This is a genomic window from Moorena sp., from assembly GCF_982860115.1.
In genome coordinates this window covers 64,473-86,242 of sequence record NZ_CEYLVT010000005.1, presented here as the reverse complement: position 1 = coordinate 86,242, position 21,770 = coordinate 64,473, and the positions used below count along the sequence as shown (strand labels likewise).

General features: G+C 42.5%; 17 protein-coding genes. 7 read left to right on the top strand and 10 right to left on the bottom strand.

What is annotated here, in order from left to right; genetic code table 11:
* Positions 1 to 61 precede the first annotated feature (61 nt).
* The gene (gene rph, locus AC4II3_RS01965; protein ID WP_488006885.1) at positions 62 to 775 is read left to right on the top strand and encodes a ribonuclease PH; all 714 of its coding nucleotides are present in this window, start codon (positions 62 to 64) and stop codon (positions 773 to 775) included.
* Positions 776 to 961: 186 nt separating this feature from the next.
* Here rph and AC4II3_RS01960 read toward each other — a convergent pair whose 3' ends face one another.
* Positions 962 to 1,765 (bottom strand): TPM domain-containing protein, encoded by an 804-nt coding sequence (locus AC4II3_RS01960; RefSeq protein WP_488006887.1) that lies wholly within the window; start codon positions 1,763 to 1,765, stop codon positions 962 to 964.
* Between the two features lie 538 nt (positions 1,766 to 2,303).
* On the opposite strand from AC4II3_RS01960, the gene AC4II3_RS01955 reads away from it, so the two are divergent.
* Positions 2,304 to 2,930, top strand: a complete 627-nt coding sequence (locus AC4II3_RS01955) for a type I restriction endonuclease (protein ID WP_488006889.1) — start codon at positions 2,304 to 2,306, stop codon at positions 2,928 to 2,930.
* A gap of 134 nt (positions 2,931 to 3,064) precedes the next feature.
* On the opposite strand, the gene AC4II3_RS01950 is transcribed toward AC4II3_RS01955, so the two are convergent.
* From AC4II3_RS01950 to AC4II3_RS01935, 4 genes are all read right to left on the bottom strand, one after another.
* Positions 3,065 to 3,313 (bottom strand): helix-turn-helix domain-containing protein, encoded by a 249-nt coding sequence (locus AC4II3_RS01950; RefSeq protein WP_490722764.1) that lies wholly within the window; start codon positions 3,311 to 3,313, stop codon positions 3,065 to 3,067.
* Between the two features lie 144 nt (positions 3,314 to 3,457).
* Positions 3,458 to 3,622 carry a plasmid partition protein ParG gene (locus AC4II3_RS01945; RefSeq protein WP_198954017.1) on the bottom strand — a complete coding sequence of 55 codons (165 nt, stop codon included), beginning with the start codon at positions 3,620 to 3,622 and terminating at the stop codon, positions 3,458 to 3,460.
* Positions 3,623 to 3,960: 338 nt separating this feature from the next.
* Positions 3,961 to 7,683 carry a helix-turn-helix domain-containing protein gene (locus tag AC4II3_RS01940; RefSeq protein WP_488006893.1) on the bottom strand — a complete coding sequence of 1,241 codons (3,723 nt, stop codon included), beginning with the start codon at positions 7,681 to 7,683 and terminating at the stop codon, positions 3,961 to 3,963.
* Positions 7,684 to 7,943: 260 nt separating this feature from the next.
* Positions 7,944 to 8,150, bottom strand: a complete 207-nt coding sequence (locus AC4II3_RS01935; protein ID WP_488006895.1) for a DUF433 domain-containing protein — start codon at positions 8,148 to 8,150, stop codon at positions 7,944 to 7,946.
* Positions 8,151 to 8,560: 410 nt separating this feature from the next.
* On the opposite strand from AC4II3_RS01935, the gene AC4II3_RS01930 reads away from it, so the two are divergent.
* Both AC4II3_RS01930 and AC4II3_RS01925 read left to right on the top strand, forming a co-directional pair.
* Entirely contained in the window at positions 8,561 to 9,574 is a 1,014-nt protein-coding gene (locus AC4II3_RS01930) for a hypothetical protein (RefSeq protein WP_488006897.1), read from the top strand.
* 336 nt (positions 9,575 to 9,910) lie between these two features.
* Positions 9,911 to 10,366 (top strand): DUF3531 family protein, encoded by a 456-nt coding sequence (locus tag AC4II3_RS01925; RefSeq protein WP_293116437.1) that lies wholly within the window; start codon positions 9,911 to 9,913, stop codon positions 10,364 to 10,366.
* 105 nt (positions 10,367 to 10,471) lie between these two features.
* Here the strand turns inward: AC4II3_RS01925 and AC4II3_RS01920 are convergent, their stop codons facing one another.
* On the bottom strand, positions 10,472 to 10,810 hold the full coding sequence (locus AC4II3_RS01920; RefSeq protein ID WP_488006899.1) for a P-II family nitrogen regulator: 339 nt from the start codon (positions 10,808 to 10,810) through the stop codon (positions 10,472 to 10,474).
* A gap of 365 nt (positions 10,811 to 11,175) precedes the next feature.
* A complete protein-coding gene (gene feoB, locus AC4II3_RS01915) occupies positions 11,176 to 13,017 on the bottom strand; it encodes a ferrous iron transport protein B (protein ID WP_488006901.1) in 1,842 nt (613 codons plus the stop codon).
* A gap of 1 nt (position 13,018) precedes the next feature.
* On the opposite strand from feoB, the gene AC4II3_RS01910 reads away from it, so the two are divergent.
* A complete protein-coding gene (locus AC4II3_RS01910) occupies positions 13,019 to 13,243 on the top strand; it encodes a hypothetical protein (RefSeq protein WP_488006903.1) in 225 nt (74 codons plus the stop codon).
* Here AC4II3_RS01910 and AC4II3_RS01905 read toward each other — a convergent pair.
* Together AC4II3_RS01905 and AC4II3_RS01900 are read right to left on the bottom strand one after the other, a co-directional pair.
* The gene (locus tag AC4II3_RS01905; protein WP_488006905.1) at positions 13,225 to 14,703 is read right to left on the bottom strand and encodes an AAA-like domain-containing protein; all 1,479 of its coding nucleotides are present in this window, start codon (positions 14,701 to 14,703) and stop codon (positions 13,225 to 13,227) included. The two genes, AC4II3_RS01910 and AC4II3_RS01905, sit on opposite strands and share 19 nt — an antisense overlap.
* A 412-nt stretch (positions 14,704 to 15,115) precedes the next feature.
* Positions 15,116 to 15,865: a PEP-CTERM sorting domain-containing protein gene (locus AC4II3_RS01900; RefSeq protein ID WP_488006907.1), complete on the bottom strand. Its 750-nt coding sequence runs from the start codon at positions 15,863 to 15,865 to the stop codon at positions 15,116 to 15,118.
* Positions 15,866 to 17,305: 1,440 nt separating this feature from the next.
* On the opposite strand from AC4II3_RS01900, the gene AC4II3_RS01895 reads away from it, so the two are divergent.
* Positions 17,306 to 17,545 (top strand): hypothetical protein, encoded by a 240-nt coding sequence (locus tag AC4II3_RS01895; RefSeq protein ID WP_490722763.1) that lies wholly within the window; start codon positions 17,306 to 17,308, stop codon positions 17,543 to 17,545.
* A gap of 131 nt (positions 17,546 to 17,676) precedes the next feature.
* Here the strand turns inward: AC4II3_RS01895 and AC4II3_RS01890 are convergent, their stop codons facing one another.
* Complete coding sequence (locus tag AC4II3_RS01890; protein WP_488006909.1) at positions 17,677 to 19,746, bottom strand: elongation factor G; 2,070 nt, start codon at positions 19,744 to 19,746, stop codon at positions 17,677 to 17,679.
* 304 nt (positions 19,747 to 20,050) lie between these two features.
* On the opposite strand from AC4II3_RS01890, the gene AC4II3_RS01885 reads away from it, so the two are divergent.
* Entirely contained in the window at positions 20,051 to 21,136 is a 1,086-nt protein-coding gene (locus AC4II3_RS01885) for a tetratricopeptide repeat protein (protein WP_488006911.1), read from the top strand.
* Positions 21,137 to 21,770: the final 634 nt, after the last annotated feature.

Below are 21,770 nucleotides of genomic sequence, written 5' to 3'. Positions count from 1 at the left end.
TCCCTACTCCCTACTCCCTACTCCCTACTCCCTACTCCCTACTCCCTTTGCTACATAACTTATGTCTTGGCAGCGTCCTGATCACCGACAACCGGATCAACTACGTCCGATTTTGTTTGAGCGAGAGTTTACCCGCTATGCTCTTGGTTCCGTTTTAGCTCACTGTGGTGAGACCAAAGTACTTTGTACCGTGACGGTTCAGGAGGAAGTCCCCCGATTTCTCAAGGATACTGGCAGCGGCTGGCTAACCGCTGAGTATAGGATGTTACCAGGAGCAACACCGGAACGCCAAAGACGGGAACTTCTCAAGCTTTCGGGTCGCACTCAGGAAATTCAGCGGCTAATCGGACGTAGTTTACGGGCTGCTGTTGATCTCAAAGCCTTGGGCGAGAGGACCATTACGGTAGATGCGGATGTTCTACAGGCGGATGCAGGTACCCGCACTACTTCCATTACTGGGGGATATGTTGCTCTTGCGGATGCTGTGGATAAACTGGTTAAAACGGGAGTACTAGAGCGATCGCCTTTAATTCACCAAGTTGCTGCTGTCTCGGTCGGTTTATTGGAAGGTGAGCCGTTTTTAGACCTCAACTATCTCGAAGATGTGGCGGCTGAGGTGGATTTTAATGTAGTGATGAACGACCAAATGGGCATTATTGAGGTTCAGGGAACAGCGGAGTCAGGGGCTTATACTCGTCATCAACTCAATCAGTTAATGGACGTAGCAGAAAAAGGTATTAAAGAGTTGTTAGAGGCACAGCTAGCAGAAGTATAGTGCTGAGTAATTACTGTCGGGCTTTACCTTTGAGATGGGATTGCGTTCCCGTAGCAGCTCGTAGTGAGGATCCCTTAGCGTGACCTACAGTCAATCCCTTGGTCAATCATGGTCAGGGCGCAAGGCTTGCGCCCCTGTAATGGTTCCCTCAAATGCTCCCCTAGAATAGGGCTCCTGAAACAGCTGTTAAGTTTCAGAAGCTGAAGATTCACTAATCACCGGTGACAAGTAAGCCACAACCGCACCGAGAACGAAACCAATAATATTGCGGAATAGTGGTAAGAAATCAGAGGTACGTGTCACCACAGGTCCAATACCGAAGGCAATAAACAGAATACCCCAAAGTGGGGACAAAATCAAAGCCCATTGCCAAGCGAAAACCTGTTCTTGTTTGCGGGGGATAGCAGCAAATCCAAAAATCACTCCTCCGACAGTAGAAGTAATTAGGGTCAGAATCCACTGTTCCCGTGGTAGTCCAGGTACCACCCGACATCCCCCTTGGCGCAGGCATTGCTTGACCGTATTTAGGGATTCGATAATGGATTGGTTTTCGCCATTATCCCGTACAAAGTAGAGATTACCAAATCGGGTTTGCAACTCTACCCAAAATGTCCGAGGAAGGAATTCATACAGGGCATCACCTACGTTAAACCCTAGGATATTACCGCCTCGGGCGTCAGCAATCAGTAACACACTTTTGTCGTTAAGTCCCCAAAACTCTTTGACTGCCCGACCAGGGGTGCGGTCATATTGGGTCAAAACTCGGAGTTTCCAGCCAGTTTCCTCCTCAAAGCTTTCTAAATCTTCGACTAGTCTCTGCTCTTGAAGCTCTGGAATAAAGTTCGCTAAATCAATGACTGGTGTTTGAACCTCCGGCAGTAACTCAGGATTGTCGTAAGCCTTGGCCTCAGGAGCAATCGCCCACATAGAACAAGCTAGGAACAGTGCTGCGAAGGATACTAAAATTCGTTTTGCAAACAGATACTGCATAGTTATTTTCAACCGGCAATGGACAGTATGCTTATCTTTTAGATAAATAATCAAGTAAAACTAAGCATTTCTTTACACTTGTTTACTTTATTCTAATCTTGGTTGCGATCGCAAAATGTTCGATCTTGTACAGTACAGGGATAATTGACAGGGGTAATTTTCTGATCAAAGGGTCAAACAGGAAGTATGGATAATTTACAATATATAAAGGGTATGGGATAATAGAGGGGTCTAGATTGGTTACATGGGGTCATAGTTGAGTTGCCAGAACTATCCCCAGTTAGCGCCTGGATTCGATCAGGTGGTGATCAACAATAAACCTGTAGAATTAGAATCAGAATTAGGGGTTAAATTAAACAGTATTGTAGAGGAGAAAATAGCTAGGTAATGCAGTAATTACTTAAAATTGAGAGCGATAGTATTTTTACGATTGACCATAGGCCACGCTACGGGAATGTTTACAATAAGGTAAAAGCATTAGCAATTAATAATAAACTTTAAATTCCTAATTAACCTAATTAACAATTCCCAAAGGATAATGTTAGAAACAATCGTAGCCCAAGATATTTCTCTGCCTCAACTGAAGGACAAATTTGGACTAGAGCCTACTCATGATGAGCAATTGTTTCTAGAGTGGCAAGAGGATTTACCAGAACTCAATGAGCTAGAAAAGCAATGGTTAGATCGGGTCAAGAATGACTATCTCCACTTATCTCAGTACCCCATGGTAGAACCAATTGTCAAAATGGTGGTGCTATCCCCATTGTTGAGAATTGCTGATTTTTATCGCCCACCCTTCTATATTCTTGCTGAAAAGGATGTACAAATTTCATCGGAAGATCAGGAAACGATTGTCAGAGGACGAATTGATATTTTGATTTGTCAACCTCAGTTTTGGATAGTGGTGATTGAAGCGAAACGAGCAGAATACTCTTTAAAGGTAGGGATACCACAAGCTCTAGCTTATATGTTGGCTAATGCTGAGCTACAAAAGCCTGCTTTCGGATTTGTCACGAATGGAGGTGAATTTATTTTTCTGAAACTGATTCGACAAGATAAACTGCAATATACTTTTTCTAATCAGTTTTCTCTGCTGAATCGTGGCAATGATCTATATACTGTCGCGAGAATATTAAAACACTTAGGTCAGTTAGTACGTCAATGACTGACAGCTGATAACTGTCAGCTCTGAGATAAACAAAGAAGTATAGCGCTTTAACATCAGATGTGAAAACGCTATAGTAACCATTGAAGAATTTTGAATTTTTAATTGCGCCCAGCGGTACTAGGTGCTCCAAATTAGCCTGGCAGCTGATTAATGTCCTCAATCCCTAGTCGTCGGCACAGCAATTTCAGTTGCCGGAGCGTTGGTCTAGCCTCAGTCCTACCAGACACCCAGCGCTGGTAAGTCGCACGAGGAATACCACAGTAGATGGCTAATTCGTCTTGAGAAAAATTGGTGCGTTCAATTTTTAGAGCCTCCAAGGGAGAATCACTACTGTGTTTGCGCCTTTTACTTTTCTCTGTCATAGTATGCTGGCTCAGCATGGTTTTCAGGCCAGACTTAACAGGATTATAGTAAGGCATCAAAATCAGATACAACAAGAGATACTGAAATGCGATTCGGCAAAGCCGACGCTGCGCGATCGCATAAGCCTGTAAATCTATTACCGCTAAGGTTTCAGGATTTATTCATGTCTCCTTTTCTCCATGTATATATACACCATTTTGGTCAAGCCACTTATCAATTAATTCATTGACAACATCGCTCATGTCCCTGTCTTGCATAACACAAGCTGCTTTAAAGTTCTTTTTTTTATCTTTGGATAGATAAACCCGTATTGATTCTTCAGCCACTGTCCTACTACCAGTAAACAACTTTACTCCATTCTGGCATCAATGATTTTTTTTACAAAATTTATAAATTTATTTTTCGAGGGATAAGGTAGTAAGGGAAAAGCCCGCGCGCCTACGCTTGAGAGTTCATGGGCTGGCTACTACTCCATTGTTCAACAGAGATAGCTCCATTATGGCTTATCCACAAAACCTCCAAGGTTGGGCAGTTACCCATATAGTTCCCCCAACCCAATGAGTAATCATCGGTCGCTACTGCACTTGCTCTTATACAGAAGGATCCCGTCAGCGAATCCCTGACACCCAATTTGAACTCGTGTTTCGTTCCCATATTTTTGAAATCAACTCAGCGCCCCCAACGCTTCCAGTGCTGACTTCTGTGCTAGGGTCAGACCCGTAACCCCTGTGATGTTCATACCTTGGTAAGGTCGATCAGGAATCAAGGTTTTAATACACTGACCTGTGTGAGTATCCCAAACTTTAATAGTCCCATCATTACTGCCACAGGTAAGCCAATAACTGCTCACCTGTTCTTGATCAGACCTACCCTGGTGATCTTGATGTTTTACAGGACTAAACCCAATCGATGACCGTACTGAATTCCTGTGACCGTGTAAGGTTCTCAGATAGTCACCCGTACTTGCATCCCAAAGCCTCACGGTTTGATCTAAGCTACCACTGGCAATCAACTGACCATCAGGACTAAAGGCGACAGACCAGACGCCTTTACTATGGCCCCGTAAAATCTTGAGACATTCCCCAGTCCTAACATCCCAAACCCGGACAGTTTGGTCTCCACTACTGCTAACTAGGGTTTTGCCATCAGGACTAAATGCTACCGACTGTACCCGACTAGTGTGACCCTGTAAAACCTTGAGACATTCACTACTCCTGACATCCCATAAGCGTATGGTTTCGTCTTCACTACCACTGGCTAGGCTTTGACCGTCTCGACTGAAGGTAACAGACCAAATCCAACTGGTGTGACCTCGTAATATCTTAAAACATTGACCAGTATTGACCTCCCATAAGCGGATGGTTTTGTCATCACCACTACTGGCAAGAGTCTCACCAAGAGGACTAAAGCTAACGGATTGCACCCAATAGGAGTGACCACACAATACTTTCAGGCATTGACCTGTACTTACTGACCACAAGTGTATGGTTTGGTCAGCACTGCTGCTAGCGAGAATTTCACCATTGGGATGAAATGCCACAGAAGTCACCCAACCGGTGTGTCCCTCCAGTCTCTTTAAACAGTGATCATTACTGACATCCCACAACCTGACCATATTGTCAGTACTGGCACTGGCTAATTGTTCACCATTGGGACTAAATACTGCTGAAAATACAGAATTAGTATATCCTTGTAAAATTTTAAGACATCTACCTGTGTTGCTATTCCATAGACGTACGGTTTGGTCACTGCTGCCACTAGCTACGGTTCGACCATCCCGATTAAATGCCACTGAAAATATAGAATTGGTGTGTCCTTGTAGGTAGTTCAGGCATTCACCACTGCTGACATTCCACAGCCTCACCGTCTGGTCATCACTGCCACTGACTAGGGTTTGCCCATCTGCACTAAACATCACCGACCGTATTCTGTCGCTATGGTTAGTTAAGATGTTGAGACATTCACCTGTGCATGGGTCCCACAATCTAATGGTAAAGTCAGCACTTGCACTGGCTAACATCGCACCATCGGGACTAAAATTAACTGACCAAATCCGATTAGTATGACCATGACAGATCTGGCGACATTCACCAGTACTAAAATCCCACAGTCTCACTGTCTGGTCATCACTAGCACTGGCTAAGGTTTTACCATCTGCACTAAAGGCCACCGCAAGGACTTGACCGGTGTGTCCCTGACATACCTGACGGCATTCACCAGTGTTTACATCCCAAAGCCTTACTGTTGATTCATCACTACCACTGGCTAGGGTTTTACCATCCCTACTGAATGCTACTGACCAAATAGAACTGGTATGGCCTTCTAAAGTTTTAATACACTGACCTGTGCTGACATTCCATAGTTTAATAGTTTTGTCACTACTGCAACTGGCTAGGGTATTACCATCAGGACTAAAGACAACAGACCAAACCCAACCGGTATGACCTTTGCAAATTAAAATTGGCTTACCATTCTCGACTTGCCATAAACGCAACTGACCTTCCACATCTCCAGTAGCTAAAAGCTTACCATCAGGACTAAACGCTACCCCAAATACTACTCCTAAGGTTTTAGTAAACACTGACTTGGATAAATCGGAGTGAGCGAAATTGACATCTTGTAAATCCACCCCTTGTAGATAAGCTTGCCAAATTGTAACTCTTGAAAAATCATAGCCTTTTAAAGAGATTTGCTGTTGACAAAGGAGATTAATAATATTTCCACCAGCGTAGCCAATGGCTAAGGCAGGTTTGCCTCGAAGCGTTTCGAGAATCTGATTTAGATGGGTTTCTAGGTTACCCTTACCCGTTAAAGCAATTTGTAGACGCTCTACAATGGGTTTTATAATAAGGCGAATTTGAGTATTTCTAAGATAATCTTTGGTCTGAGCTTTGAGGAGAGCATGAGTCCTAAATAGGGAATTTTTCCAGTTGTTATTAGTGTTATTAATGGCGGTTACACCACCAATAACGTCTTCACAGATTTGCTCAACCAAGCGTTCAGTTACGTATTCCATCACCACCGGTTGTAAGGAAAACAAAGACGCTTTTCTTTCCACAAGCGATCGCTGTTCCAAGGATTCCAAGGTGTCGATCAGTTGTTGGGGTGGTACGGGGGGAAATATATCATCTCGTAAGTCAGCAAATGAAGCTTCTTCTCGATTGATGGCGAGCCAAAAAATTACTGTTCGTTCTGGCTCGCTTAATCGAGCAAAATGCTGATCTAAAAGATTTTTAATATTGCCAAATATTATCGCATCTTGATTTAAAAATTCCGCAATATTACCGGCAAATAATTTATGAATTGTTGTCGCTACAATTTTTAGAGCTAAGGGATTACCAGAATAACCATTAATTAACTTGTTCCATTCCTTTTCTTCACCTTCAAAATACCCGATAATATTAAAAATTTCTTGTCCTTCAGTAGTTGTTAAACCACTTAATTGTAGGGAGCGAACAGGTAGCACTTCTGCTTCTAGCAGTCCAATTTCTTGAGGCTTCTCCCGAGAGGTTAGTACTAAACAGCTTTGATGAGAGCTTTCGCCCCACCGTCTCAACAGTTTACCGTATTCTTCATATCCAGCTCGATAATTTCCAGCAGCATTGCTTTGAGCTCCCCCTTGTAAAATTGTTTCCATATTATCGAGAACTAGCAAACAGCGGTGGGAGCGTATATCATTGAGCAGTCGGGAAATTTTTTCGTCTGTAGTATCTGGTAAATCAATGTCTTGCTGATTGGATAAAAATCTCAGCAACTGAATCAAAATCTCTGATAGGTCAGGAGCATTACGTAGGGAGCGCCAAATAACAAACTCAAACTGGTGTTGGAGTTGTTGGGCAAGCTTGATGGAGAGGGAGGTTTTGCCCATGCCGCCCATACCTAACAAGGCAACTAGCCGACAGTGTTCGCTCAGAATCCATTGCTGCAACTGGGCTAGTTCTGATTGTCGTCCATAAAAGAAACGAACATCAACGGCTTCTGACCAATCGTGACGTGGTTTTGCGTTCGCGTAGCGTGGCCTTAGGCCAATAGCATCTGTTTCCTCGGTCGAGTCCCCGACTGGGGTTATGGTTTCCTGTGTAGTTGGCTGTTGGTTCGAGGAGATAGTTTCCTGTTGAGTGCGCCACCGTCGTTCGATCGCTGAGCGAAAGTTCTTTTTACTGACTTTTTCCCCCAAAGCCTCTGAGAGAAGTTTCCACAGCTTCGGGCCGACATCATGTTTCAGGTAAGTCGGGGAATAGCCATAGGTTTCGGCTATACTATCATAACTCTGACGCTTCCAGGACCAAGATGCCTCAATTAAGGCTTGCTGTAAATCAGTGAGATGATTCCCGGATTTTGCAAACACTAAGGCATTGGCGAATTCCAGAGCGTCTTCAAAGTTCATATATAGCAGTTCTCAATTGGGTGAGGTACAAAATAATGGGTTGCTCGGGAGTAGGGAGTAGGGAGTAGGGAACAGCGGATCACCGGAATAGCGGATCACCGGAAAAAATCCTGTGTACCTCATAGCTATGATCAATGCTAGAATGCCTTCATTTTAATTTATTGTGCTACAATAGCACATTTTTCTATTTACTAATAGTTAAGGTGGTAGGTTTTAGGTTTTACGGCTAACAGAGTGAGACAATAGCCGAAAAAGCTTATTTAGTAAAGAGTACAGCAATTTAGGGTAAAAAAAAATTCGAGTCTGAGAACAATCTTCTGAGCAATTTCTTCTAAAGATTTTTTCATCTCCAAATACATCTCGGCAATGGCAGCAACAGACATTATTGTCCCAGCGATGCGGGGTTTATCAAAACAATAGTCAGGATCTATGGCAATATACTCTGTACTTATTTGTTGGATAGACATTTGTCTGATTTTGAGTAAAAGGCAACCATACTAATTATAGCAATTCTAAATTGTTTAAGGTACCTCGCCCTTAGGATTTTAGGGAGTAGGGAGTAGGGATTAGGGATTAGGAAGTAATAAAATTAAATTTACTTCATAACTAGGATCAATTCTAGAAAGCATTTGCTAATATATAATTTTAAATTATCTCATGAAACAAAATGCTGATTTATCATACAGTGGTTTTCATATTAATGAAGTCCACACACTGATTTTTTGCCTGTTCCCAGATCCGCTGTTCCCTGCTCCCTATTCCCTTTCACTATCAATTCTAGTTTCACATATCAACTCAAAAAACTGTAGTTAACTGCCAATAGCTTACTGCTGACCTCCCAATCACAATTAATACCCTACCTTAAAAGTCCTTAATTATGAAATCCCAAACTGAGCAAATTGTTACTACCCTTCAAGAATTAACCAAAGATGAATTATACAGCCTAGTTGGTGACGCACCTTATATAGTTATCCCTTGGGAAGTGGACGATAAAGGTCTTTTTTCAGTGGAACGCTTTCTAGTGGATAACACAGGTCTTATGCCCTTTACTCCTGAAGAGTTTCTCAGTCAGATTTGCGCCACCCAATCTCAACCTGTGAGCGACCATTACCAAAATCTGATCGCACTGCTGCAAGCTAATTTGTCAGAGTTAACTATCTATGGCTATCGCCTTCCTACACTACCAGAAGACTTGGAAGAGGGATTTCCCCTTCAACAAAGTGTCTTTGGCTCCTTAGGAATTCCGATGGTCATTGGTTCATCAACACCAGGAGAGTGGATTGGATTAGGTATCAAACAAACCTGGCGGTGCAACTCATCACCACAATTTATGATTCCGGATCTAGAATCCGTCCAAGACAATACCGCTGCACTGGTTGAGCAAATCCAATCTATCACCAATCAAATTACTCATCAAGCCCAAGCAGAAGAAGAATTGACATTGGGAGGTTTCGAGGTAGTTATCACCACTAGTCGCCACGAAGTCATCCAAAAATTATTGGATACTACGGGATTTTTAGAGATTAGCGAAATCAATGAATTTATTAGAGTTCGAGATGATTACGGAACCGAGATAGAAGAGTATCAAGAAGCAATAGCAGAGCTAGAACAAGAACTAGTAAAGTTAGAAGAAGAAGGAGACTTATCAACGGAAGAATACCAAGAGGTTCAAGAAGAGTTGTCAGAACAAAGAGAAGGATTAGAGGAAATCCAAACAGAATGCAAGTTCGAGTTAGACTTGAGAAACCTGTTTGCGACTCAACTGCTGAATTCCAAAACTTACCATCTTAACTTCAATCTGTCTGGGGAATGGTGTACAGTTCACTATGCCTTAGGGGAAACTCACGATCAGGATTGGGTAGTAGTAGCAACAAATAGTTATACTCTTTGAGGGAATCACAGGAAGAGCAGGAGATGGGGCGATGGGGTGATGTGGTGATGGGGTGATCGGGAGTCAGCTGCATCGCTGCTCCCTGCTCCCTGCTCCCTGCTGCCTCTCTCACTATTGGTGATTTTTCATAACTATATTTTTTACAACTAGTTAAAAATTGTGATAAGATAGGGTTTGAAAAAAATCAGGATTAATCAAAAGTTGACTATCGGATATTCGGGATTGATGGCGATTAAAAAAACTAAGTTTTAGTTAAAATAATTGCTTTTAACCAATTCCCGATTCCCGATTCCCGATTCCCTATTTCCTATTCCCTGTTCCCTGTTCCCTAACGATATGCAAATTATATTTCGTGAGTTTAACCCATTTGATTTGTGGATTTGGATAGAATTTAGCACTGTTCCCTCCTATCGGGAAAAGGAATATGTGGAAGAATTATTCAATTCCTGGTTTTTATTAGGTAAATTGGGAGGATTTGATGCCGAAAACCTGCCGGTGCAAGAGGTTGGCCTAGAAATCAGCTACATGGAATATGATGATAGAGTAGCAGAAAACAGTTTAATGGCGTTGATGCATAATCAGGGCGAGTTTGAGTATGAAGGCACTTGGGGGCGCTGCTGGTTTGATTTAGGAACTAGTGATGCGATCGCTCTTGATATTTTAATTAATTCTCTCCGGCAACTTGCCAAAGAATATGTAGAGATAGAAAAATTAATTATAGGTGGTGAAAACGACGATTGGCCAGTTCACGATCGGAGCACATCACTGTTTTACGAGTCTAATTTAAATTAATTCCTACTAATCACTTACCAAATCGTGGTTAGATTTTTGGGTAAAGGTAATGGGTAATGGGTAATCGCAACAATCCATGACCCATTACCCATCACCACTTAGGGATTAAACAGCTTCTAGATTCTTTTCCCCAGTCCTAATCCGGACAACTTGCTCAATGGGACTGATGAAAATTTTACCGTCGCCGATGTTACCGGTATGAGCAGCAGCGAGAATTTTTTCTACTGCCATGTCAACTAAGCCATTTTCAACAACGACTTCTAGCTTGACCTTAGGAAGAAAGTCCACTCTGTACTTTGTACCGCGATACTGTTCAGTTTGACCTTTCTGTCGTCCAAATCCCCGAACTTCAGACACGGTCATGCCAACGATACCAGCATTGACTAAAGCGATTTTAACCTCTTCGAGCTTATAGGCTCGAATAATTGCCTCGATTTTTTGCATTTTCCCAGCCCCTTACTGGGGCTTCCACTCCAATTGACTAACACCAGCATGACATAAATACCACGAAAAATAAATTTTTCTGTAATAAATAATACATTTTTGTTGAATCATTGGTTAATTGTGATGTTACTGCCTGCCTTGCTCACGGAGGATAAGGGGGAATCCCCATTTTTTTGTTAAAACTTATCCGTTACACTTTTACAGTTAAAGTTTTATAGTTAAAGTTTTAAATAAATTATCAAACTAATGAGGTAGACAGGATTTTTTCCCACTCCCCAATCCCGACTCCCGATTCCCTACTCCCGACTCCCTACTCCCATTAACCCAATAATTTGTACCTCACCCAATTGATAACTGCTATCTGTTCAATGAAATCCCAGTGCTAAAGCTCCCTGGTAAAATATCAAGCTAGCTACCCAAGCCAACCCTAAGGAAAACACTAAAGAAAATAGGGTGAATTTCCAGGATTTTGCTTCATTAAATAAGGTAACAATGGTAGTTAAACAGGGAGTGTAGATTAAGCAAAAGATACAAAAACTATATCCTTGCATAAAGGTTACTGTATCAGTTATCTGCTGACTAACAGCAACGGAGTTAAGTCCATAAATTACCGCTAAAGAGCCAATGACAATTTCTTTAGCAATGAAACCAAAAATTAGGGCTAGGGTTAAATGAGGATTAATACCAATGGGATTCATGATCGGACTTAAAAATTGTCCAATTTGCCCCCCAATGGTATCCAATCCTGTCGCTCCTGGAGGTAAATTCGTGATGAACCAAACGGCAACACAGCCAAAGGTAATAAACCCCGATGCTCGTTGCAAAAATTCTTTGACTTCTCCCCACCCTCTAAGTAAGACTTGTTTGATAGTCGGAATTCGGTAAGGGGGTAATTCTATAATAAAGGGTTCCTCGTTTTTAAAGACTCCTTGGAAAAGAGCAGCAGTGACAATAGCGGCTACAAAACTAAGTAGGTATAGGGAAAATAATACTAAAGCCCCGTTACCATGGGGAAATACAGCAGCAATGATGAAGACAAATACCTGGAGTCTGGCAGAACACAAAGCAAAGGGAATCACTAGCATAGTTAGCAGTCGCAAGGCTTGCGATCGCATAACTCTAGTGCCCATTAATGCTGGCACATTACAGCCGAATCCCATCATTTGCATCACAAAACTGCGACCATCTAACCCCAAGCGTTCCATAAAGATATCCATTAAATAGGCAGAACGGGATAGGTAGCCACTATCTTCTAGAATTGCCATTAAGATAAAGAACAGCACAATTAATGGAACAAAGGAAGCAACGGTAGCTAAACCGTTCCAAATCCCATTAATCAAAAAGTCTTGAACCACTGTAGGTAAGGGTTGGATAACAGGTTCAATCATGGCAGCTTGAATCCAGCCAGTCATCTCATCCATCAGGTCTTGAGAGGGGAGTCCCACAGTCCAAACTACCCAAAAGACTAGGAACATTCCTAAGAAGAACAAAGGTAAACCCAATATCGGATGCAGCAGGAACTTATCAATCCTGGCAGTTAAATTTACTGCCATCTCAGAGGGCATTTCTACCGCACCATTGAGGAGTGAATCTATCTCTTTAGTGGAGATATATCTATGGTCAGATAAACGAGTTTTTATATTATCTATATTAATCGATTCTTCTTGTGCTTTTAAAGTTTTAGAAATTTCTAGGTATGCCCTCATATAGCCATCTCCATACTTGGCACTAATGAGTAACACGGGCATATCCAAATTATCGGATAATAGTTTTGTGTTTATTTTTACTCCATATTGCTTAGCTTCATCAGCCATATTCAGCATCATAACTGCGGGTAAACCTAGGGCTTTTACCTGCAATGCTAAGCGAATTTGACGGTCAATTTGGGAAGCATTGATAACAATAATAACTAGATCAACAGGAAAATTTTCTAAGAAGGTTTGAACAATTTTCTCATCATCAGAAAATCCGTTGAGGTCATAAATTCCTGGTAAATCTACGAATTCCGTAGGTTCGCCATTGAGTTGGACATTAGCTTGTAGTAGATCTACAGTAATTCCGGGCCAATTGCCAACATTAGCAGTGCTACCTGTGATACGGTTAAAGAAGGTTGATTTGCCCGTGTTGGGCATTCCTAGCAACGCAACTCGCTTAACCCCTTTGGATTCTTCAATGACAGTGGTGCTGGTATTGTGGCAAGAGGTCATAATGTTACTGCCAGATATTTGTTTAAACTCTGCAGGCTATCGGGGAGCCTTGAACAGTAACGATTATATAGCAATATTTCCGATTACTATAGCAATACGCGCTTGGGTATTTACAAATCATGATGAGGCATATATTGCTAAAAGCTTTGTAAAACTTGGCTTTTCTATTGCTAGCATGCCTATTGCTAGCATGCGTCTTGCCTATTCTCAGGAAGTAGCGCTATAGCTGTGAAAGCGATTGCTAAAGTATCGCTGATACAAATTGCAGCTAACCATCACGTGATTGTCTGACCAATTCACCAGCCCCATACTGTACAGCTTAAATGCCTGTAGCTGTTCCAAGGCTACTGGAACTTTTGCCCTAAGCACTGTTTCAAAGGCTACAGCTAAATCAGGATGTTGTTGTATAGTCCACCAGTGTCGCTGTAAGTGTTCGCTGTAAATTCCCTGATCTGAAGTCGCCCTTTGCACTAGTTCTTCTAGGGTCAAATCCTGTCGCGCTAGATAATATAACGCTAGACGCAGCAAATAGGGATGACCAGCTACTAACCACATCAGCTGGGCTAAATCTCCTATTGAGAGATCGATTTGATGGCGCTGGGCTAAATCCTTAACCTGCTCCCAACTAAATGAAGACAACTGAATCGGTAATCCCACGGTAAAAGGAGATTGATGGATACTTAGGGGTAGATAAACTTCTGTGGAGTTAACCAGCACTAGCCGAAGTTTTTGCCAGATATTGCTATCTTTAGCTTCTTCATACCAAGAGCGTAGCAGAGGTAGAAAGTCTTGAGCAATGTTGGGATACTTGAAAATATCATTGACTTCATCTAATGCCAAAACAATAGGACTATCTATTTGTTGGAGCAGATAGTCTTGGAAATAAGTGGTGCAGCTGACTTTACTACCCAGCTCTTCATGCCAATAATCATCCAGCATCGGTTTTAGGTTCAGCTTGCGGGTGACATTGTAGGCTAACCAGCGCAAGAATTTATCTAGGTTAGTCAGAATTTCGACATCCACTCGCTGAAGGTTCAAACGCACAGTTTGGTAACCCTGAGTTTCTGCATGAGCCAGAATCCTGACCATCAGGGATGTTTTCCCCATCTGTCTGGGTGCTTTAATATGAATAAAGGCTCCTGGTTTAACAATCTCTTCGTAACACCTAAATTCATAGGGGGCTCGCTCGACATAAAATCGGGAAGTTAAAGGAACTCTTCCTTCTGGTAATTCCAACTGCTGGGATTGAGGATTGAGGATTTGGGATTTGGGATGGTTCGCATCAGGAACATTTGAGATCTCTTCCCTAGCTGTAGATTGCACCTTCCCTTTATAGTAAGGTTCTAGTCCCTGTCTCAATACCCCAATCCGCTCCTGAGTATGACTCGATTCTTGATTGACCTGTCGTCTTTCAAGTACACTGCGGAAGTTGGTTTTACTGACTTTTTCCCCTAGTGCTTCTGAGAAAGTTTTCCATAATTTAGGGGCAACGGTCTGCTTGATATAACTTGCTGAATAGCCTAACTCTTGAGCGATTTGGTCATAGGTTTTGCGTTGGCCTTGCCAGGATTTTTGCAAAACTGCTCTTTGAATATCACTCAGATATTGCCCTGTGTTGGAAAACACTAATTGTTCAGCAAATCCTAATCCTTCCTGAATATCGATCAGGTATTGTAAGTTAAGCATGGCTATATACTTTGCACCCTAGATGATTCTTGGCGGCTAACCTGAGTGTGATATAACCATGGAAAACTGCTAGACTATCGGGTCAGTAATCAAAATTATGGGTAGAAGCCAACCAAACGATGATTGCCCTTTTGCTGAAATCCTAATTGCTTCGTTCTTTGGCTTCGCCTACTTCGTTATTCAAAATGATTAATGTCTCGATGGGGTAGGAGCTAGTCAAGAGTTCGCTGTGTTATATCAAATTCCGTTAGCCTACATTTTTAGTAAGGCTTACGAAAGTTTGCGATCGCGTTTGCAGAAGGTATGGCTTAGGTATAGATTCTGTACACTATATAGCAGTTCTCAATACCCAATTGAGAACTGCTATAGTTTAATAATTTGCTAAGATTGCTAATTTATTAAAACGGTGAGCTTAGGCTTGCTGTTTCTTTTTGCCCTTGAGGGTTGCACCAGCACCGAATGCACCCACTGTCAGCAGACCTAGCACTGAAACCGGTTCAGGAACAGATGTACTGTCTAGATTTGTAGTTTTTACGTTTAATGTAAATTCTCCGACCATGTCCAAGTAACGATTTGAACCTATACTATACGGACTAACACGGTCTTTCTCTTGAACATCTGATGCTTGATAGATATAGTCAGTGAGTGTCACGGTTGTTAAACCATCGATAAAGGACAGAGTTCCTGAGCCTGGTACAATACTGCCATCCAGTCCCCGAGTTGAACCACTACTATTGGCTGAAAAGCCTGGATTAGAGTCAGTGGACTTGGCTAAGGCTCCAAATACTGAAATCCCTGGATTGGAGATTTCTCCATTAAAAAACAAATTCAAACCGTAATGACTAATATTAGCAAGAGAGCTTCTCCCATCACCATAAATTGTAAATGTATGGATACCTTCTGTTAGTTCAAAGTCGATGTTGCGAGTACTTGGGTCATTAATGAATTCACCGTCTTCACCATCGCTGGTAACGAACAAGTCCCAATAGCTATCACCAGCACGGCTATTCCAAACAGCTAAACCTGTACTTCCTGATCCATTACTCGCAAATTCAATCACTCCAGTTAAGCTTGTTGCTTGTGCGCTGCTAGTAGTTCCTAATGTGACTAAGGTTAGGCTGGTGGTAGCAACTGTTAATTTGGTAAGTAATTTTTTAGTCATGCTATTTTTATCAGTCTATTTTTATGAGTGTTTTTATCAGGCTAAGGAATGATATAGGCTAGTCGTAAAGGTGCTTGTTTTGCGACATTTAACTGAATTAATTATTTTAAGTATGTCAATCCATATCAAAAAATAAAATATCTAAAAGTTCGTATAACTTCTTAAGTTGGTTAAATTGGGTCAAGCTCGATTAATTACGAACTTTTTAATTAACGATTTGACTAATTTTTAAACAAAACTAAAGTTTGCATTTGCGTTAGCTAAAGGTATGATTTATGTATAGGTTGTGTATAATATTCCGTAAAGCCAAGCTAAACTCAATGGCACTCCAATTGCCCTGAGATGAAGCTTGATAGCTTGATAGCTTGAAGACCAAAATCAAGCGAACGCGCCCCGCGTGGCCTACGGCCAATCGCTCTACTCCGACTCGACAAGGGATTGGCTTCATCGTTGCCAGGCTTTGCTGCTGTAGCACCATGGGATGGGACCTAGGAGCCGCTACTTGAGGTGCATCTTGAGGTGAATCAAACCAAGCCCAAGGTTGGAGAATTTAGGTCAGTATCCGAAAATCCCATTCTCGATCGTGTAGTCTCTAGGAGAAAAATCTGGGATCAAGTCCTGCTAATTGGCAGTGTTGGATGGTCAGCACCCCCCTCTTGCCTAGACAGGGCCACCTGCCTCACAGGCAAGGTAGCTGACCAGCCCAAGACCTGTATCGGTCTACGTTATCCGTAAGCCTTAAGGTTTCTATCTTCGAGTGCGTGCGAGATCCAACCTCTAGAAACAGGTCTTAAAACAGTGTCTTGATGCAATCGCTGATGGTTTGGGTGCTGTGTCCGGAACACCGCGATCGCCCACGGCAAACGTTAGGTTGTGTAGGATACACGTTTGACGGGATTACAAATAGGAATGGGTATCATTTATGCTGAAGCTTCCTCACTTAAATTGCTCTGATTATATCAGCAAGCCTGCTATTTATTGTCTTTTTAGATTAAGATTAAATAGGTCTGGAACTACACCTGTTCTACCTGGATTTATTCACTGTGAGGGGTTGCTCGCCCTACACCGTCGTTTTTACTCCGTGCTCTAATGTCAGACAAGATGCCGGACTTACTTCAGATGGGGCTTCCACACTTCCCGGGATTTTTGGGAAGACACAAGTAGAGAGTTATTTCGACCGAAAGCGCCACACCCTCTTTCTAAATGAGCTTCCGTTAAGAAGCTGTTACTTTTTCGGTGCTAGGCTTGGATCACAAATGCTAGGTAAAAAATTGAGTTGACCTGTCTTGGTCAAAGGTTTGCAGTAATTGCATCTATCTGCCTGACCCTACTCACCCACCAGCACAGATGTTTCGGTATCTATCGAAAATTATCAAGAAAATTATCAGGAAAACGATCACTGCCATGTTTTCCATAACCCTGATGCTAGGTTAGGCAATTATGGCGGAAAAAGTTGAGGTAATCATTATGCTTATACCCTTATCGATGACTTTAATGATCGCCTCAGTAGCCATTTACCTTTGCGTTAAGACTACTGAGGAAATCGTCAAAGTGGCTGCAGCTATAACAGCCTTACTCTGTCTGTTTGTCAGCCTATTTTTTGTTCCTTGGCCAATCAAACTACTGATTTTGATAGTTCCCTTTATTATTGAAAAACTCCAGCGGGTAGCCTCTCGCTAGGGATTAGCCATGATAGGTTTAGGCATTAGGCATGATCGGTAATGGTTTTAAGTACTAGAACCATTAACCATTAACCATTAACCCAACACCATTAACCCAACACCATTAACCTAACCCCTAACAGGATTAACCTAGCTCTTACCATTACCATTACCATTGCCAGTGGTTGCCAGCACCCGATCAGCTAGCTTACCTGGCACTTCCTGGAGATGGTCATAGGTCCACTTAAAGAAACCGATCCCTAGAGTAAGCGATCGCAATTCCATGATCAAGTTCTGCATTTCTGCCTGGGGGATATAGCCAGAAACACAATCCCATCCTGTCCAATCAGAACAGGTCTGATAGCCCAGGATTTGACCCCGATGACCGGTGATCAATTGCAGCACCTTAGACGTGAATTCCTGAGGTGCATAGACCCCAACAGACATAATTGGCTCAAGTAACATTGGCTCACAATTGGGCATGCCACCAGTCATAGCTAGCCGTGCTGCTTGTTTAAATGCCTGTTCCGAACTATCTACCGAGTGGTAAGAGCCATTGGTGAGAGTAACAGCCACATCTACCACTGGGAAGCCTAAGGGTCCATGGGACAAGTACTCCTTTACTCCGATCTCCACACCAGGGATATATTGCTTTGGCACCACCCCACCGACAATGGTTTCCGAGAAATTAAACCCTTCACCCCGAGACAAGGGTTGGATATCAAGGTAGACATCACCATATTGTCCATGACCACCACTTTGGTGCTTGTAACGCCCGTGAGAGGTAGTGGATTTGCGGATACTTTCTTTGTAAGGTACTCGGGGTAAATGAGTGGTCATCGGTAAGTTGTATTTGCGGCTCATCCGGTCTAGAGCAACCTGAAGATGAATATCTCCCTGTCCCCATAGGATGATTTCGTGAGTGTCTCCATGTTGTTCCCACACCAGAGATGGGTCTTCTTCCAACAGCTTGGTTAAGGCACCACTGAGCTTAACCTCATCTTTGCGCTTCTGAGGGGTAATGGCTAACGCATAGACTGGTTTGCTTGCCTCAGCTATTGGTAATTTCATCTCTGGATTACCCGTATCAGTGGTCAGGGTGTCACCAGTTTTAATACCCTCTAAGCGTCCCAGGGCAACGATGTCACCAGCAGATACTTGGGAAACTGACTGAGTGTGGTGACCAAACATACGGTATAAGCCTCCGGCGCGGACACCATTAAAGACCATGCCATCGGTTAGTTTACCTTGCCAGACTCGCACTAGGGAGAGTTTTCCACCTTGGGGAGTGTAATAGGTTTTGAGTACCTGTGCCACCGTGCTTGATTCATCACCAGCAATGTCCCGACGCTCAGCGGTGCTTTCTGGGGTTGGTGCTTCCCGCAGTAGGGCATCGATCAAGGGGCGAACGCCGTAATCTTGCTGAGCAACACCCATAAATACCGGTACAATCAAGTCGGCTCCCAATTCCATCTTCAGGTCTTGGACAATTTCTTCTTGGGGTGGCTCAATTTCTTCTAGTAGTTCTTCGAGGAGGTGGTCGTCAAAATCTGCTAAGGTTTCTAGTAATTCTGTGCGTGCTTGCTGTTCTGCCTCTTTCAATGACTCTGGCAGTGGGATCGGATCAGCTGGGGCATCAGGATGGTAAAGATAGGCTTGCTCGGTGACTAAATCAATAAATCCGGTGAGGTGTTCTCCCTTACCAATGGGGTATTGGTGCAGTACTAAGGGGCGAGTGGAAACTGAATTGAGGGCATCAAAGACGGACCGTAAGGAGTTACCATTAGCATCGTCGGTCAACTCAAACCGATCCATTTTGTTAATAAAGACTAAGTGGGGGATTTCCCAGTCGTCGAGAAATTTCAATAAGGGTGCTAGGGTCAGGACGCGATCGCTTACTGGTTCACAAACCACGACAGCCGCATCCACACCAACTAAGGCGTTGTAGGTTTCTTGAGCAAATTCAATGGAACCGGGACAGTCTATAAAATTGAAGCAGATATCTTGATACTCGGTGCTGGCGGCAGTTACCTCCACACTCATTTGGCGTTGCCTGGCCTCGGTGGCACTATCACCGACGGTGTTGCCTTCCTTTACTGTGCCTTTGCGAGAAATCGTACCAGTAACGGACAACAAACTTTCGAGTAGAGTGGTTTTCCCACTGAGATACGGACCAACAATTGCCACATTACGGGTGGCTTTACACACTTTGCCGTTCATAATTTACCCCCAAATTATTTCAATTGGACTTATGCATTGAAGCGGAGCATTAAGGGGATGATCTGCTAGGGAAGTGAGTTGGTTAAAACCTGCCATACGCCAACGCTTCTCTTACCTAATCATTTTACCTACTTATCTCCTGACTACTGATTTATGCATAAGTTTTGTTGAGATGGGATCAACGTTATCTGGTTGTGAGATTAACGTATTTTGGTCTGATCTAGATCGAACTTGCAATGTCTTGTAATGTAAACTACTAAAACTGTTAAGTAAGATAACTCTAGGTCACTAATTTTCAAAAAATATGAATACACGTAACAACTATAAAAAAAAATGTTTCAAAAATCTTAAGGAAAATTTGTTCCCATTAAACTTAATCTTTGTTAACACAAAAGTCACTACCAGAGGATATTTCTCCCTAGGAGTGAGTTGGCTGTTGGTGCTGACACAGCCACTAGTTTCCCACGCCCTAGGGGTTAACCCAGATAATCTGAATGATTCACCAGGGAGACTGAGTAGACATCATCCCCTGACTCGCCGTTACAGTTACAGTACTAGACTAATCGCTCAGTCTCAGTATCTGCCAGCACTCAAACCAACTCAACCCGCAGCCCTTGAGCAACTTAATCAAGGACTGGCATTAATTCAACAGAGTAAGGTATTTGAAGCGATCGTGGCGTTTGAAAAGGCAGCCCAACTCAATCCCAAGCTAGCACCAGCACACTACAACTTGGGTCTAGCATTGCGGCAGGTTGGTAAATTGCAAGCGTCAGCCGATGCCTTTTATCAGGCAACCCAGACCGATCCAGAATTTGCTCTAGCCTTTGCTAATTTAGGGGCTGCCCTGTTGGAAGGAAAGAATTTGTCTCAGGCACGGGAATATCTAGAAAGAGCTCTGGAACTTGACCCATTACTCGGTGTTGCTCACTATAACATGGGTCTAGTTATGTCCCAGTTGCGAACACCCCAACAAGCGATCGCATCATTTAAACAAGCAATGCAATTTAGCCGTAATGCTCCCGAACCGGCATATCATTTGGGACTGATTTATAGGCAACAGGGCAAGCTAGAGGAAGCAAAAAAGGCGTTTGAGCAAGCGATCAAAATCAATCCTAAATACCCCGAAGCCCACTACAATATCGGGGGAATTTTATTTACTCAGAGAGATTTGGATGGTGCTCTGGCAGCCTTCCAGCAAGCAGCGGTAGCTAACTCGAATTACGCTAATGCCTATTATGCTGCTGGTGTAGTATTTCTGCGCCAAAACCGATTTAGTGATGCTCTGCAAGTCTTGCAGTATGCTAGAGACCTTTACAATAGCCAAGGTAATCCCCAGTGGGGACGTAGGGCTGAGCAATTGATGGAGCAAGCCCGTAATTCGGGTTTTTAGTGGGGTGTGTACCATCAGCACTCGTTAGCTTTGACGACTCCCCACAGATAGATCTGGAGCGTTGCACCTGTAGGGAGATGATTTATGGAGATGGGGAAGATGGGTAAGAATCCAACCATTCTCCTGCTGATTTTTATCACGTTTCAATTAGGATTTATTGAACCGATTTTTTAGGATTTATTGAACCGGTTTTTTTTGAGTGTTTTTTATGGCGGGCTTTACCGAATATTTTTAATTATTAAAAAAATCTTTAATAAAAATTAAATAAATCTTTTTTTATAGTAAAATTATCCAACAAATTGGAATTATTATTTCCTGAATTGATTATTAGTTGTATTTTAACGATTTTTATAAAAATTTGATAGATATTGTTTTAGTGTTTAAAAATAAATCAAACACTATTATATCACATTTTAAGTTGACTTATAGGGCTACCAAACTTAAAAAGCTTAAAATGGATTTTCCTTTATATGGAAAACTTTAGGTATTTTCCAGGCTAATACTAGTATAGCTTGAATTTTTGGCAGATTATTAAAAGTGTAGTAACGTTGGGAGACTTTGAGTTGAGTGGATAAGACTGGGTAGGGAGGGTGAGCCTAATTTAGATATTATCAAACCCCGATTCCTACTCCCC

What these genes read in the sequence shown, in the direction of transcription:
- AC4II3_RS01955 (WP_488006889.1), top strand. Translation starts at nt 2,304, where the DNA reads ATGTTAGAAACAATCGTAGCCCAAGATATTTCTCTGCCTCAACTGAAG.
- AC4II3_RS01895 (WP_490722763.1), top strand. Translation starts at nt 17,306, where the DNA reads ATGGCGGAAAAAGTTGAGGTAATCATTATGCTTATACCCTTATCGATG.
- AC4II3_RS01960 (WP_488006887.1), bottom strand. Translation starts at nt 1,765, where the DNA reads ATGCAGTATCTGTTTGCAAAACGAATTTTAGTATCCTTCGCAGCACTG.
- AC4II3_RS01925 (WP_293116437.1), top strand. Translation starts at nt 9,911, where the DNA reads ATGCAAATTATATTTCGTGAGTTTAACCCATTTGATTTGTGGATTTGG.
- rph (WP_488006885.1), top strand. Translation starts at nt 62, where the DNA reads ATGTCTTGGCAGCGTCCTGATCACCGACAACCGGATCAACTACGTCCG.
- AC4II3_RS01935 (WP_488006895.1), bottom strand. Translation starts at nt 8,150, where the DNA reads ATGTCTATCCAACAAATAAGTACAGAGTATATTGCCATAGATCCTGAC.
- AC4II3_RS01920 (WP_488006899.1), bottom strand. Translation starts at nt 10,810, where the DNA reads ATGCAAAAAATCGAGGCAATTATTCGAGCCTATAAGCTCGAAGAGGTT.
- AC4II3_RS01950 (WP_490722764.1), bottom strand. Translation starts at nt 3,313, where the DNA reads ATGCTGAGCCAGCATACTATGACAGAGAAAAGTAAAAGGCGCAAACAC.
- AC4II3_RS01940 (WP_488006893.1), bottom strand. Translation starts at nt 7,683, where the DNA reads ATGAACTTTGAAGACGCTCTGGAATTCGCCAATGCCTTAGTGTTTGCA.
- AC4II3_RS01930 (WP_488006897.1), top strand. Translation starts at nt 8,561, where the DNA reads ATGAAATCCCAAACTGAGCAAATTGTTACTACCCTTCAAGAATTAACC.
- AC4II3_RS01910 (WP_488006903.1), top strand. Translation starts at nt 13,019, where the DNA reads ATGTTACTGCCAGATATTTGTTTAAACTCTGCAGGCTATCGGGGAGCC.
- AC4II3_RS01905 (WP_488006905.1), bottom strand. Translation starts at nt 14,703, where the DNA reads ATGCTTAACTTACAATACCTGATCGATATTCAGGAAGGATTAGGATTT.
- AC4II3_RS01885 (WP_488006911.1), top strand. Translation starts at nt 20,051, where the DNA reads ATGAATACACGTAACAACTATAAAAAAAAATGTTTCAAAAATCTTAAG.
- AC4II3_RS01890 (WP_488006909.1), bottom strand. Translation starts at nt 19,746, where the DNA reads ATGAACGGCAAAGTGTGTAAAGCCACCCGTAATGTGGCAATTGTTGGT.
- feoB (WP_488006901.1), bottom strand. Translation starts at nt 13,017, where the DNA reads ATGACCTCTTGCCACAATACCAGCACCACTGTCATTGAAGAATCCAAA.
- AC4II3_RS01900 (WP_488006907.1), bottom strand. Translation starts at nt 15,865, where the DNA reads ATGACTAAAAAATTACTTACCAAATTAACAGTTGCTACCACCAGCCTA.